Source organism: Streptomyces sp. RPA4-2 (assembly GCF_012273515.2).
In the GTDB taxonomy this organism is placed as follows: Bacteria; Actinomycetota; Actinomycetes; order Streptomycetales; family Streptomycetaceae; genus Streptomyces; species Streptomyces kaempferi.
In genome coordinates this window covers 7,717,561-7,730,658 of sequence record NZ_CP050975.2, presented here as the reverse complement: position 1 = coordinate 7,730,658, position 13,098 = coordinate 7,717,561, and the positions used below count along the sequence as shown (strand labels likewise).

Annotated in this window: 9 protein-coding genes and 1 pseudogene; 3 read left to right on the top strand and 7 right to left on the bottom strand. The window is 71.1% G+C overall.

Features of this window, described 5'->3' with window-relative positions:
- The first annotated feature begins 88 nt into the window (after window positions 1-88).
- A complete protein-coding gene (locus tag HEP85_RS33775) occupies window positions 89-811 on the top strand; it encodes a FadR/GntR family transcriptional regulator (RefSeq protein ID WP_211118108.1) in 723 nt (240 codons plus the stop codon).
- Between the two features lie 261 nt (window positions 812-1,072).
- Here HEP85_RS33775 and HEP85_RS33770 read toward each other — a convergent pair whose 3' ends face one another.
- From HEP85_RS33770 to HEP85_RS33745, 6 genes and pseudogenes are all read right to left on the bottom strand, one after another.
- A complete protein-coding gene (locus tag HEP85_RS33770; RefSeq protein WP_168531321.1) occupies window positions 1,073-4,090 on the bottom strand; it encodes a glycoside hydrolase family 38 C-terminal domain-containing protein in 3,018 nt (1,005 codons plus the stop codon).
- A 30-nt stretch (window positions 4,091-4,120) separates the two neighbouring features.
- Window positions 4,121-6,128: pseudogene (locus HEP85_RS33765) on the bottom strand (endo-beta-N-acetylglucosaminidase).
- 39 nt (window positions 6,129-6,167) lie between these two features.
- Window positions 6,168-7,400 (bottom strand): glycosyl hydrolase, encoded by a 1,233-nt coding sequence (locus HEP85_RS33760; protein ID WP_168531320.1) that lies wholly within the window; start codon window positions 7,398-7,400, stop codon window positions 6,168-6,170.
- A 34-nt stretch (window positions 7,401-7,434) separates the two neighbouring features.
- On the bottom strand, window positions 7,435-8,358 hold the full coding sequence (locus HEP85_RS33755; RefSeq protein WP_168531319.1) for a carbohydrate ABC transporter permease: 924 nt from the start codon (window positions 8,356-8,358) through the stop codon (window positions 7,435-7,437).
- Entirely contained in the window at window positions 8,355-9,275 is a 921-nt protein-coding gene (locus tag HEP85_RS33750) for a carbohydrate ABC transporter permease (RefSeq protein ID WP_211118268.1), read from the bottom strand. Before HEP85_RS33750 ends, HEP85_RS33755 begins: the two co-directional genes overlap by 4 nt.
- A 24-nt stretch (window positions 9,276-9,299) precedes the next feature.
- Complete coding sequence (locus tag HEP85_RS33745; RefSeq protein WP_168531317.1) at window positions 9,300-10,592, bottom strand: ABC transporter substrate-binding protein; 1,293 nt, start codon at window positions 10,590-10,592, stop codon at window positions 9,300-9,302.
- Between the two features lie 223 nt (window positions 10,593-10,815).
- Between HEP85_RS33745 and HEP85_RS33740 the strand changes: the two genes are divergently transcribed.
- Both HEP85_RS33740 and HEP85_RS33735 read left to right on the top strand, forming a co-directional pair.
- Window positions 10,816-11,862 (top strand): LacI family DNA-binding transcriptional regulator, encoded by a 1,047-nt coding sequence (locus tag HEP85_RS33740; protein WP_329528020.1) that lies wholly within the window; start codon window positions 10,816-10,818, stop codon window positions 11,860-11,862.
- Window positions 11,863-12,063: 201 nt separating this feature from the next.
- A complete protein-coding gene (locus tag HEP85_RS33735; protein WP_168531315.1) occupies window positions 12,064-12,792 on the top strand; it encodes an alpha/beta hydrolase in 729 nt (242 codons plus the stop codon).
- Here HEP85_RS33735 and HEP85_RS33730 read toward each other — a convergent pair.
- Window positions 12,773-12,928 (bottom strand): hypothetical protein, encoded by a 156-nt coding sequence (locus HEP85_RS33730; RefSeq protein ID WP_168531314.1) that lies wholly within the window; start codon window positions 12,926-12,928, stop codon window positions 12,773-12,775. The genes HEP85_RS33735 and HEP85_RS33730 overlap by 20 nt on opposite strands.
- Window positions 12,929-13,098: the final 170 nt, after the last annotated feature.

Here is a 13,098-nt window from a genome sequence, read left to right as displayed (position 1 = left end):
GGAGCCATATTTTCCGGGATTCCGGCCATAGTGGTCCGACCACATCGATGGTTAGACTGCGGCGCACCCGGCAACAGGAGGAAGCGGCGTGGACGAGACCCTGTCCCACGGGACGGAGGGCGCCCCCCAGAAGGGCACCGTGACCCAGCGCGCCATCGAGCGGATCAAGGCGATGATCAAAGAGGGCCGTCTCGAGCCCGGCCAGCGGCTGCCGACGGAGCGCGATCTCGCCGCCCAGCTGGGGATGTCCCGCAGCTCGATGCGCGAGGCGATCCGCGCGCTCACGGTCCTCGGCGTGCTGGAGGCCCGGCACGGCTCGGGCATCTACGTCACGCAGCTGGAGGCCGGAGACCTCCTGGAGACCTTCGGCGTGGTGGCCGACCTCTCACGCGGGCCGCGGCTGGTGGAACTGCTGGAGGTGCGCCGGATCCTGGAGTCGACGGCGACGGCGCTGGCCGCCGCGCGGATCACCCCCGACCAGCTCGCCGAGGTGGAGAAACACCTCACGGCGATGAACGCGACCGACGACCCGGAGGAGATCCTCGCCCACGATCTGGCCTTCCACCGGGAGATCGCGGCCGCCGCGGGCAACGAGACGATGGCGGCCATCCTGGAGGGGCTCTCCTCGCGCACCTTCCGCGCCCGGGTCTGGCGCGGCTACCAGGAGGAAGGTGCCTTCGAGCGCACCCGCCGCGAGCACGCTGCGATCCACCGCGCCCTGCTGGCCCACGACCCGGAGGCGGCCAGAGCGGCCGCCGCCGCGCACGTGGGCGAGGTGGAGCAGTGGCTGCGGACCCAGCTCACGCCCTAAGGGCTGTCCCGTAATCCCCGGTGGATCAGCGCGCGGCGTCGGATGCGGTGCATCGCAAGGCGGAGGGTCGTCCTCATACTGGGCGTATTCGGGCGATCCGACAACGCGGCGTGGGGGTCCCCCCTGCTCGAAGAGCTCGGGGGAGTGCCGTAGCTGTCGTCGTGCGCCCGCCGGGGATTACGGGACAGCCCTTAGGGCGTGTTGCGAGGCGGGCGGGACTTTCGCGACACGCCCTGGCCGGGTCCGCCGCCCGTGCGGTGGTCAGGCCCGCTTCAGCCGCAGCGTCACCAACTCGAAGGGACGCAGCGCCAGGGTGATCCGGTCGCCGTCGCGCTCCGGCGGCGCGGCGTCCGCGAGGGGCCGCTCCAGCAGATCGGTCACCGTGACGGCCCCGGTCGCGAAGCCCGCGGTGAGCGTGGCCCGCGTCCGGCCGCCGCGGGACTCGTGGAAGCGTACGACCACGTCACCGCTGCCGTCGTCGGCGAGCTTGACCGCGGTCACCACGACCGCGTCCTGCTCGACGCCCACCAGCGGCGCGACCTCGCGCGCGCCCGTCAGAGGCCGCTCGGGCAGGTTGATCCGCCATCCCTCGCGCACCGCGTCCCCGATCCCGGCCCCCGGCACCAGCGCGTGCCGGAAGCGGTGGACTCCCTGGTCGGTCTCCGGGTCCGGGAAGCGCGGGGCCCGCAGCAGGGACACGCGCACGGTGGTGGTCGTACCGGAGTCGCGCTCGCGCACGGTCCGGGTCACGTCGTGTCCGTACGTGGAGTCGTTGACGATCGCGACACCCCAGCCCGGCTCCTCGACGTGCACGAACCGGTGGTTGCACGCCTCGAACTTGGCTGTCTCCCATGAGGTGTTGGTGTGGGTGGGCCGGTGGAAGTGCCCGAACTGGGTCTCGGACGCGTACCGTTCGGCGTGCACGTCGAGCGGGAAGGCGAGCTTCAGGAACTTCTCGGTCTCGTGCCAGTCGACCTCGGTGTCGATGCCGAGCCGCCGCTCCCCCGGTGCCAGCGACAGCAGCTGGGTGACCCGCGACGCGCCGAAGGACCGGACGATCCGGACCGACAGGCCGTCCGCACCGGGCCCGACCTCGTCGGCGTCCACCAGATCGGTGACCGTGTTGCGGTAGAACTCGTCGACGTCCCAGGCGTCCCACATGTTCGGGAAGTCGGGGTGGATCTGGAGCAGGTTCGCGGCCCGGTCCGGTGCGATCGTCTCGCGGCCGGCCTCGATGTCGTACGCCGAGACGACCAGTCCCCGGGCGTCGACCTCGACCCGCAGCAGGCCGTTGTCGAGGACGTGTCCACCGGCCGCCCTGGGTACGAGCGAGACCCCGCCGGCGTCGGTGGCCGGGCGGGCCGCGCCCGCCGGGACCCCGTCGCGGGTGTGCGGGGCCGAGTTGAACACGAGCCGGGTGGTTCCTTCACCGGCGAGCGCGCGCTGTGCCGCGCCGATGATGCCGTCCAGCTCCTCGGCGACCCGCTCGTAGGTCCGCCGGGCCTCCCGGTGCACCCAGGCGATGGACGAGCCGGGCAGGATGTCGTGGAACTGGTGGAGCAGCACCGTCTTCCAGATACGGTCCAGGTCCTCGTACGGGTAGGGGAACCCGGTCCGCACCGCCGCCGTCGCCGCCCACAGTTCGGCCTCGCGCAGCAGGTGCTCGCTGCGGCGGTTGCCCTGCTTGGTCCTCGCCTGACTGGTGAGGGTCGCTCGGTGCAGTTCGAGGTACAACTCGCCTACCCAGACCGGCGCTTCGGGGTGTTCTGCCTCGGCCTTCGCGAAGAACTCCGCCGGGGTCTCCCACCTGACGGTGGCGGAGCCTTCGAGGTCCTTGAGGCGGGCCGCCTTCGCGACCATCTCGCGGGTGGTGCCGCCGCCTCCGTCGCCCCAGCCGGTGGGTGCCAGGGAGTGCCGGGCGACCCCCTTGTCCTTGAAGTTCCTGGCCGCGTGGGCGATCTCGCTGCCCCGCATGGAGCAGTTGTAGGTGTCGACGGGCGGGAAGTGGGTGAAGATGCGGGTGCCGTCGATGCCCTCCCAGCGGAAGGTGTGGTGCGGGAACTTGTTGGTCTGGGACCACGAGATCTTCTGCGTGAGCAGCCACTTGGAGCCCGCCGCCTTGATGATCTGCGGGAGTCCGGCGGCGAAGCCGAAGGTGTCGGGCAGCCAGGCCTCTTCGTTCTCGATGCCGAACTCGTCGATGAAGAACCGCTTGCCGTGGACGAACTGACGGGCCATCGCCTCCGAACCGGGCATGTTCGTGTCCGACTCGACCCACATGCCTCCGGCCGGGACGAACCGGCCGTCCGCGACGGCCTTCTTCACCCGCGCCCACACCTCGGGCCGGTGCTCCTTCACCCAGGCCCACTGCTGGGCCTGCGACATCGCGAAGACGAACTCGGGTTCGTCCTCGATGAGCGCGGTCATGTTGGAGGTGGTGCGCGCCACCTTGCGGACCGTCTCGCGCAGCGGCCACAGCCAGGCCGAGTCGATGTGCGCGTGCCCGACGGCGCTGATCCGGTGTGCGGAGGGCACGGCGGGTTCCGCGAGGACGCCCTCCAGCCGGGCCCGGGCCGCGGCGGCGGTGCCGCCCACGTCCTGGAGGTCGACGGCGTCCAGCGCCCGCTCCACCGCGCGCAGGATGTCCCAGCGCCGCGCGGACTCCACCGGGAGCTCGGCCATCAGCTCGCCGAGCACCTCCAGGTCGAGCACCAGTTCCCACACCGTCTCGTCGAGGACCGCGAGGTCCATCCGGGTGAGCGTGTACTGAGGCTCGCTGCCCGCGGTCTCCTTGTCGCCCAGCTGGGTGGGCTGGAAGGGGTGGTAGTCGAGGATCACCGGATTGGAGGCGGCCTCGATGTGCAGCCGGACCTCCTCGCCGCCCTCCACCGGCGCGCCGACGCGCACCCACTGGTTGCGCGGGTTGAGTCCCTTCACCGGAGTGCCGTCGGACCGGTAGACGAGCCCCTCGCACTGGAATCCGGGCATGTTCTCGTCGAATCCGAGGTCGAGGACCGCCTCGACGGTCCGGCCGGCCCAGGACTCGGGTACGGTCCCGGTGACCCGGAACCAACTGGTGCCCCACGGAGCGCCCCAGCGCGCGCCCACCTCGATCGGCTCCGGCACGGCCGCGAGCCCCTCGGCGACCGGGACCGGCTCTCCGGGCGCGTTCCACACCGCCACTTCCAGCGGCACGGACTCGGGGTACACGGCGGGTCGGATGCGCTCGTCGAGGACACGCTTGAGGCGGGCTTCGACCAGGGTGCGGTCGTCATGCATGGGTGGGCTCCGTGGGGTGAGGGGTGCGGGTTACCAGGTGTGGGTGATCGTGGCGGAGGTCGAGACGGTGAACAGCTCCCCCACCGCGCGCAGTTCGAATCCTGCGGCGGCCTCGCCCTGCTCGGCGGTGAGACCGCCCGCGTAGAACGCGGTCTGGCAGGTGCCGCCGAGGAAACGACGTGTGCCGTCGGGGAACGTCCGGTACAGCTCGTAGTGGCGTACGTCGCCGGCGGCACTCTGCCACGCGAAGCGCAGGTTTCCGCCGTCGGCGTCGGTGACGCGCAGGCCGGCGGGCGCGTCGGGGGTCACCGTCGCGTCCCGGACCGCGAGCCGGCCCAGCCGCCAGCCGACCGGACCGGGTCCCGGGGCCAACCGGACGCCCAGCGCGTCCACGGTTCCCGACAGTCCGGTCAGCCGCACGGTGGACGTCTGCCAGCCGTCGCCGCCGGTGATGGGCACGGACAGATAGGTGTACGGGGGTGCCCCGCCCGCCGCGCCCGGCTCCGCGGTGGCGACGGCCAGCTCCAGGGAGGTGCTGCCCGCGTCCGTACGGTGGGTCAGCTCGACCACCGTGTCCGCGCCGATCGGCAGCCGGGTCGTGTACAGGTCCAGCGTCGTCGGCGCGTCGAGAGTTCCGGAGACCAGGAGGCTGCTGCCGCCCCGCCAGGCGTCCGCGAAGTCGAAGGTGACGGTGGGGCGGTGGCCGGTGGTGCGCACGACCCAGCGGCGGGAGGGCAGCCGGTCCTGGAGACCCAGGTGGTTCCAGGCGGTGTCCGAGGTGACCTCGCCGTCCTCGTACCACCTCAGGCCGTGACCGGTGTTGAAGACGGTCGCGAACGGCAGCGAGCCGACGGTCGAACGGTCGGCGACAGAGACCGCCGGAGCGCGCCAGGCGGCGTCCGTGGCGGGCCTGGAGGGGTCGAGGGAGGAGCCGGTCCAGAACAGGTCGTCGGCGGTGTGGAAGTCGCCGGGGGTGCGGCCCGCGGGCAGGTGGTTGCGGGTCCACTCGGGCCGGTAGAGGCCGATCGACGCGATGTGCGCCTTGGTGGTCGGCACGATGGCGTCCCAGTTGACGGACGCGTTGGTGCCGCCTGCCTCGACGTCGACGCCGGCCCACAACTCGTAGGGGCTGCGGCCGAGTTGCCGGGCGGTGGTGGCGGAGGAGGCCAGGCTGCTCTGCGACCAGCGGAAGTCGACGAACATCGAGTCGGCGGCCTGGAAGAACGTCTTGTTCTGGTTGTCGAGCGCGCCCTGCCAGCCGACCGAGCCGCTCACGGTCATCGCGTCGTACCAGGTGACGCGCTGTCCCTGGGCCGCGCCGAGCGCCTTGAGTTCCTTCAGGAAGCCGAGCACGGCGGTGGCGAGCGCGGTGTCGCCGCCGCCGGTCTCGGCGTTGACGAACCAGCCGTCGAATCCGTACGCCGCGGCCACCGCGACCAGTCGGTCCGCGAGCGGATAGTGCCCGGTGGCGTCCTTCTGCACCAGGTCACGGGTCCACTGGAGGCGGCCGCCGTAGGCGACGGGCGGCAGAAAGACGTTGCCGAGGACGGGCACGCCGTGCCGGTGGGCCGCGTCCACGATCGGGGCGTTCGGCGCGAGGATCAGGCCCTCGCCCGACGAGCCTCCCCAGAAGACGAGTTCATCGAGGTAGGCCCAGTGGGTGAGGGCGTAGTAGTCGGCGTCGGCGGCGCCCTGGGAGGGGTTGGCCGACGTGGGCCCGAAGGAGACGAGGGACTGGACGCGGGCCTGGCCGGCGCGGGCCGTGCTGTTCACGGGGGTGGGGGTGAAGCGGGCGGCGAGTGGCACGGAGGACGCGTTGAACGCCAGGTCCGTGTCGCCGTCGGCGCTCCATGTCTTCAGGCTGCGCCAGGTGATGCCGGCGCCCGGGGTGCCCGAGGGCAGCGAGTCCGGGTACCAGTAGGAGGCGTACGGCTGGAGGTCGCGGTAAGCCGCCGCCGCGGCCGGGGACGCCGGGCAGGGCGGGGGTGAGCGCCGCCGCGGCTCCGGCGAGCAGAAGAGCGCGTCTGCTGAGGTTCACTGTGTGCTCCGTATCGTCGGGAGGACGGGTGGGGACGGGCTACTCGGTGACCTGATCGGGTGTGACGACTTCGGTGATGCCACGGGCCGCGAGGTGGTCCTTGTCGTCGGCGCGGCTCGCGAGAACGGTGGTGGGACGGGCGCCGTCGGCGGTGAGCCTGGCGAAGGCCTCGAAGACGGGGCCGCCGGGGGCGCAGACGGAGCGGCCCGGCGCGGTGTCGACGACGAGCGCGGTGGTGCGCGCGCAGGGCCGGTGTGCCCGTCCCTCGCCGGCGATGCGGGCGAGGGTCCGCGCGGCGGGCTTGGGCCGCCGGTCGCTCGTCAACAGGCCGAGGCTGTACTCGAGTTCGGGGAAGTCGGCCAGGTCGCGGCTGACGTCGTGCGAGCACCACCAGGTGACGCCCCACAGGTCGGGGCAGTCGAGCGCGTTCGCGACGGTCGTCTCGGTGAAGGCGGCCGCGTGCTCGGCCGGGATCAGCGGGGCGGGCGCGCCGACCTCCTGGAGCCAGACCGGGCGGCCGGGATCGTCGGCCCAGGCCTTGGAGAGCTCGACGAGGTACGCGGCGTGGTGCTCGGTGGCGACACCCCGGCGGCCGTGCCGCTGGGCCGTCCCGTTGAACACCCAGGAGTGGACGGCGGTGAGGGCGCCGAGCCGGGCCGAGTGCTCCGGCGTGAACGGCTGGTCGTCCTGGTACCAGGCGGCGTCGTAGGAGGCGTGCAGATGCGGCTTGCCGGGAGCGCCCTCCTCACAGGCCGCGAGCAGGCGGGTCAGCCATGCCCCGGCCTGCTCGGAGGTGATGCGGTCCGGGTCGGGGTGCGGCCCGGCGGCGAACTGGTTGACCTCGTTGCCGATCGTCATGCCGATGAAGTTCGGCCGGTCGGCGAGCGCGGCGGCCAGGGTGCGCAGGTACGCGGCCTCCCCCTCGACCACTTCCGGGTCGGTGAAGATGTTCCGCCGGTGCCAGGTCCGTGTCCACGCGGGCAGGAAGTCGAAGCTCGACAGGTGCCCCTGCAGTCCGTCCACGTTGACGTCGAGTCCGCGTTCGGCGGCGGCGTCGGCGAGCGCCACGAGCTGTTCGACGGCGCGCGGGCGGATCAGGGTGCGGTTGGGCTGGAAGTAGGGCCACAGCGGGAAGACCCGGATGTGGTCGAGGCCGACGGCGGCGATCGAGTCGAGGTCGGCGCGTACGGAGTCGAGGTCGAAGTCGAGCCAGTGGTGGAACCACCCCTCGCTCGGGGTGTAGTTGACGCCGAAGCGCACGGCAGAGGGCATGCGGGATCCTTGCGAATCGGAAGGACGGACGGTTTCAGCCCTTGACCGCGCCCTCGCCCACACCGCGGAAGAAGTACCGCTGGAGACAGGCGAAGAGGGCGATCAGCGGTGCCACGGCGATGATCGTCCCCGCGGCGACGAGCCGTTCGTCGTTGGCGAACGTGCCGTGCAGGTAGTTGAGGCCGATGGTGAGGGTGAACTTGGAGGGATCGCTGAGCACGATGAGTGGCCACAGGAAGTCGTCCCAGGCGCCCATGAAGGCGAAGATGGCGACGACGGCGAGGGTGCCCTTCACCGACGGCAGCGCGATCCGCAGGAACCGCTGCCAGACGTTCGCCCCGTCGACGTAGGCCGCCTCCTCGATCTCGTAGGGCAGGTTGAGGAAGGCGTTGCGCATCAGCAGGACGTTCATCGCGCCGACGCAGCCGGGCAGGACCACACCGATGAGCGTGTTGTTCAGGCCGAGCTCACGCATGGTGGTGAACTGGGCGATGATGATGCCCTCGACGGGGACCAGCATCGCGAGGATGAAGACGAGCGTCACCACCCGGCGGCCGCGGTAGCGCAACCGGGCCAGGGCGTAGCCTGCGAGGGCCGAACCGACGCAGTTCGTCACGACGTTGGCGCCCGCGACCTTGAGCGAGTTCACGGCGTAGTCCCAGACGGGGATGGTGTCGGCGACGCGCTGGTAGTTGTGCAGCGTCGGGTGGCCGGGCAGGAGCGCCGGCGGCGAGTCGAAGATGTCCTCGGTCGGGCCCTTGAGCGAGGTGGACAGCTGCCACAGGAACGGGCCGACGGTCAGGGCGAGGACGGCGAGCAGCAGCAGGTAGCGCAAGGCGAGTTCCCACACCCGGATCCGGCGGCCGTGCTCGTCCGTGACGCGGAGGCGGTGTCGGGGGCGGGGCCGTCGCCGCGGCGCCGGACGCTCCGCGGGTCGTACCTTCTCCAGCACGCTCACGCGTCCTCCTTCCGGTCGGCGCGCAGCACGAGCAGCATCAGCGCGACGGTGACGACGAAGACGACGACGGAGAGGGCGGAGGCGTAGCCCACCCGGCCGGTCAGTCCGGTGCCGGTGCGCTGGACCAGCATGACGAGGGTGGTGTCCTCGCCCGCCGGTCCGCCGTCCGGGCCCGCCATCAGGTAGACCTCGGAGAACACCTTGAAGGCGGCGACCGAGGAGAGCGCGCCGACCAGCACCATGGTGGAACGGACGGCGGGCACGGTGACGGTGAGGAAGCGGCGTACCGCCCCCGCGCCGTCGACGGACGCCGCCTCGTGCAGTTCGCGGGGCACGTTGGCGAGCGCGGCCAGGTAGATGATCATGTAGTAGCCGAGGCCCTTCCAGACCGTGACGGCCATGGCGCTCAGCAGGAGCAGCCACTGGTCGCTGAGGAAGCCGACCCTGCCGATGCCGACCGTCTCCAGCAGCGAGTTCACCAGTCCGCGTTCGTCCAGCAGCCACACCCAGATCAGGCCGACCACGACGATGGAGGCGACCACCGGGGTGTAGAAGGCCGACCGGAAGAAGGTGATGCCGGGGATGTTCTTCTGGACCAGCAGGGCGAGCAGCAACGGCAGCAGGACGAGCGCGGGGACGACCCCGACGACGTACAGCGCGCTGTTGCGCAGGCCGATCCAGAACATGTCGTCGTGGAGCAGTTCCCGGAAGTTGGCGAGCCCCACGAACGTGCCGGGGATCAGGGTGCGGCGGTCGGTGAAGGAGTTGACCACCGTCGAGACGAACGGGTACAGGATGAAGACACCCGTGATCAGCAGCCCCGGTGCCGCGAACAGCCAGGGGCTGGACGGGAGCTGGCGTCGTACCCGGGAGGCCGCGCGGGGCGTCCGCGCACCGCGCCGCGCGTCGCCGGACAGGGTCGAGGAACTCGCCACGCCGGATCAGCCCTGCTGCTGGAGGAGCCGGTCACAGGACTTGACAGCGTTGTCAAGAGCTGTTTTGGGGCTCTCCTTGCCCTGGAGCGCCTTGGCGACCTCGTTGCGCAACGCCGTCTTCATCTGCTCGCTGAAGAGGACCGGCGTGTAATTGACCGCGTTCTTCAGGGACTTGGCGGCGGCGATCCGCACCCGCGTCTCGTCGGTGCCGTCCTCCTTGGTGAAGTACGGGTCGTCCAGCGAGCCGGCGGTGCTCGGGAAGATCGCGACCTTCTTGGCGAACGACATCTGGTTGCGCGCGTCGGTGACGAAGTGGGCGAAGGCGACCGCGGCCGGAGTGTGCTTGGTGCGCGAGTTGACCATCACGCCCATGACGTACATGTTCACCTTGCCGGTGCTGGTGATCTGGTCCGTGATGCCGATGTTCCTGTACAGATTCGGCGCCTGCTTCTTGAAGTTGCCGAGGTCCAGGGCGCTGCCCGGGTTCATGGCGACGGCGCCGGTGAGGAACTTCTTGCCGGACGACTCCGGGGTCGCGGTGAGCGCCTGCGGGTCGAGCGCCTTGGCGTCGTACAACTCCTTGTACTTGGTGAGGAGTTCGACGCCCTTGGCGTCGTTGAAGGCGAAGGCGGTGCCTTCCTTGTTCATCAGCCCGACGCCGTAGCGGCCGAAGTCCTCGATGGTCGGCACGTTGGCGAGGGTGGCGACCTTTCCGTCGCTCTTGTCGGCCAGTCGCAGCGCGTCGGAGAACAGTTCGTCGTAGGTCGTCGGCGGCTTTGAGGCGTCGAGTCCGGCTTCCTTGAACAGCGACTTGTTGTAGAAGAGCGGGCCGGTGTTGAGGTACCAGGGGAAGGCGTACGTCCCGGTCATGCCCGGTATCCGATGACCGGCCCAGGCGCCGTCCAGGTACTCCTTCTTGTACTGGGCGGCCGACTTGTCGAGGTCCAGGGCGAGGCCCGCCTTGGCGAGCGGCGCGACGAGGTCCGGGGAGACGTTCACGACGTCGGGCAGGGTGCCGCCGGCCGCGTCCGCGCTGATCTTGTCGGCGTAGCCCTCGGCGGGCTGGTCGACCCACTTCACATGGGTGTCCGGGTACTTCTTCTCGAAGTCCGCGACCACTCCCTCGAAGTAGTCCTTGAAGTTGGCCCTCAGGTTCCAGGTCTGGAAGGTGATGTCGCCCTCGACCTTGCCGGAGGCGTCCGTCGAGCCGGCGCCGTCGTTCCCGGAGCCGCAGGCACTCAGCGGCAGGACGACGGCGACGGCGGCAGCGGCGGCGAGAACTCTGCGGGAGATGCGCACGGATGGGGCTCCTCTGCGGTGGGGGGGGCGAGTGGTGCCGGGGCAGACCTTGCATGCAACTCGCCGGAGTAGTCAATGGATTTGGCCCAGCTAAACTCTTTAGTGAGGGAACATGGCTGGTCAGAGACGTGCGCCCGGCCTCTTGCAATGGATCACTAATGCGCTTTATATTGCCTCAGCTCAAGCGCATTAGTGCGCGGTCTCAGCAGAACGGGGAGCAAGGTTGCCAGCCAAGCGGTCACCCGCGCGCCGGCCGACGATGAAGGACATCGCGCAGCGCGCCGGGGTCTCGCAGAGCGCGGTCTCCTTCGCTCTCAACGACCGGCCCGGGGTCTCCGAGATCACCCGCGACCGGGTGCGCCGGGTCGCCGAACAGCTGGGCTGGCGGCCGAGCACGGCGGCCCGCGCGCTGTCCGGCGAGGGCGCCGCCACGGTCGGACTCGTCGTCGCCCGGCCCGCCGACACCCTGGGCGTGGACTCGTTCTTCCTGCAGCTGATCTCCGGCATCCAGGAGGTACTGGCCGAGCGGCATCTCGGGCTGCTCTTCCAGGTGGTGGAGGACGTCGGCGACGAGTGCGCGGTCTACCGGCGCTGGTGGGCCGAACACCGCGTGGACGGGGTCCTGGTGGTCGATCCGCGGACCGACGATCCGCGCCCCGACCTGCTGGAGGAGCTGGGCCTGCCCGCGGTGGTGATCGGCGGTGTGCCGGACACGCGCCACCCCGGGATGTCCACGGTCTGGGCGGACGACGCGGGCGCGATGGCCTCGGTGGTGGGCGAGCTGTACGCGCTCGGGCACCGCCGGATCGCGCACATCGCGGGCCTGCCGGGACTCGCCCACACCGAGCGGCGCATCCGCACCCTGCGCGCGGAGGCGGAGCGGCGGGGGCTGTCCGAGGTGCGGTCACTGACCACGGACTACTCGGACTCCGAGGGCGCCGCCGTCACCCGCCGGGTCCTGGAGAGCGGCGCGCCGCCGACGGCGCTGGTCTACGACAACGACGTGATGGCCGTCGCCGGGGTCGCCACCGCGACGGAACTGGGCTTCCTGGTGCCGCGTGACGTGTCCGTCGTGGCCTGGGAGGACTCGGCGCTGTGCCGCATGGTCAGACCGTGGCTGTCCGCGCTCTCCCGCGACACCGTGGAGTTCGGGCGCACGGCCGCGCGGGAATTGACCGCGCTCCTGGACGGCGGCCCGGCACGGACGGTCCAGGTGCCGGTGCCACGGCTGATCGAACGGGAGAGCACGGGGCCGGCGGCCGGCATCTGACACAGGGCTGGTGGTCCGGCCTCCGTGAAAACCTGTTGGCGGACCACGGCGGCCGCTGCTACTTTTCCGGAGGCCGTGCGAGAGAAAGAGGAGGTGGTACCCGTGAACACAGTATCGACATGGGTGCTCTCCTCCGGGGTCACGGTCGGGCGATAGGTCGTCCGGGAGCGCCGTTCACGCGCACTCCCGAAAGGCACGACCATGCACTTCACTTCCGAACAGCGCCTCGACGACGGCGTCCTCGAGCGCGCATTCACCCTCGGCGGGATTCCCGGCATCCTGTGGACGCCCGCGTCCGCACCGGCGCCGCTGATCCTGCTCGGCCACCCTCCCCTCGGGCTGCGCAAGATGTACCCCCGACTGGCGGCCCGGGCCCGGCACTCCGCGGCGGAGGGCTTCGCCACGGCCACCATCGAGCTCCCCGGAAGCGGGGACCGGCCCCGTTGGCCCGCCGTCGAGCAGGCCCGCGCCGACCTGCGCCGGGCGATGGAGGCCGGCGAGCCGGTCAGCGACGAGATCGTCGACGCTCTCGTCCTCCCGCTGGTCGACAAGGCGGTCCCGGAATGGCAGGCCGCCCTGGACGCCCTCCTTGCACTGCCCGAGATCGGCGGCCCGGTCGGGTACTCGGGGGGCGTGATCTCCATCGGCATCCGGCTGGCCGTGGTCGAGCCGCGCGTCTCGGCCGCCGTTCTGTTCGCCGGGAGTTTCGTGCCTCGCGCCCTGTTCGAGGAGGCCCGGCAGGTCACCATCCCCCTGCACGTCCTGCTGCAGTGGGACGACGAAGGGAACGACCGGCAGGCGGCCCTGGACCTGTTCGACGCCTTCGGCTCCAAGGAGAAGTCCCTGCACGCCCATCTCGGCGGGCACACCGGCGTCCCGCAGTTCGCGGGGGACGCCGCGGCCCAGTTCTTCACCCGGCACCTGAAGTGAGGCCCGGCCGTCCGGCCGGCAGCGGACGGTAGCTGATGTCGGCCGGCATACCGCTCATCGAGGACAGGTACCGGCCCTCCTCGACGGCGGTGGCCGGTCGACGGACGACCGCCCCGATCGCGGCGTTACCGGCCATCGGCGGTACCGGCCGGTCGGGGCGGCGCCCGGCCACCGGCGCCGCCCTCAGCCGGACCCACCCACGCAGCTGGACCCACCCGCGAACCGAGATCGGTCTCGCCGAAAGCCGCTGCCCGGTGTTCCCCGAGGCCGTGGTCGACGGAGGGGACCGCCCGCCGGTCATCGGTC

What these genes read in the sequence shown, in the direction of transcription:
- HEP85_RS33770 (WP_168531321.1), bottom strand. Translation starts at nt 4,090, where the DNA reads ATGCATGACGACCGCACCCTGGTCGAAGCCCGCCTCAAGCGTGTCCTC.
- HEP85_RS33760 (WP_168531320.1), bottom strand. Translation starts at nt 7,400, where the DNA reads ATGCCCTCTGCCGTGCGCTTCGGCGTCAACTACACCCCGAGCGAGGGG.
- HEP85_RS33735 (WP_168531315.1), top strand. Translation starts at nt 12,064, where the DNA reads ATGCACTTCACTTCCGAACAGCGCCTCGACGACGGCGTCCTCGAGCGC.
- HEP85_RS33730 (WP_168531314.1), bottom strand. Translation starts at nt 12,928, where the DNA reads ATGGCCGGTAACGCCGCGATCGGGGCGGTCGTCCGTCGACCGGCCACC.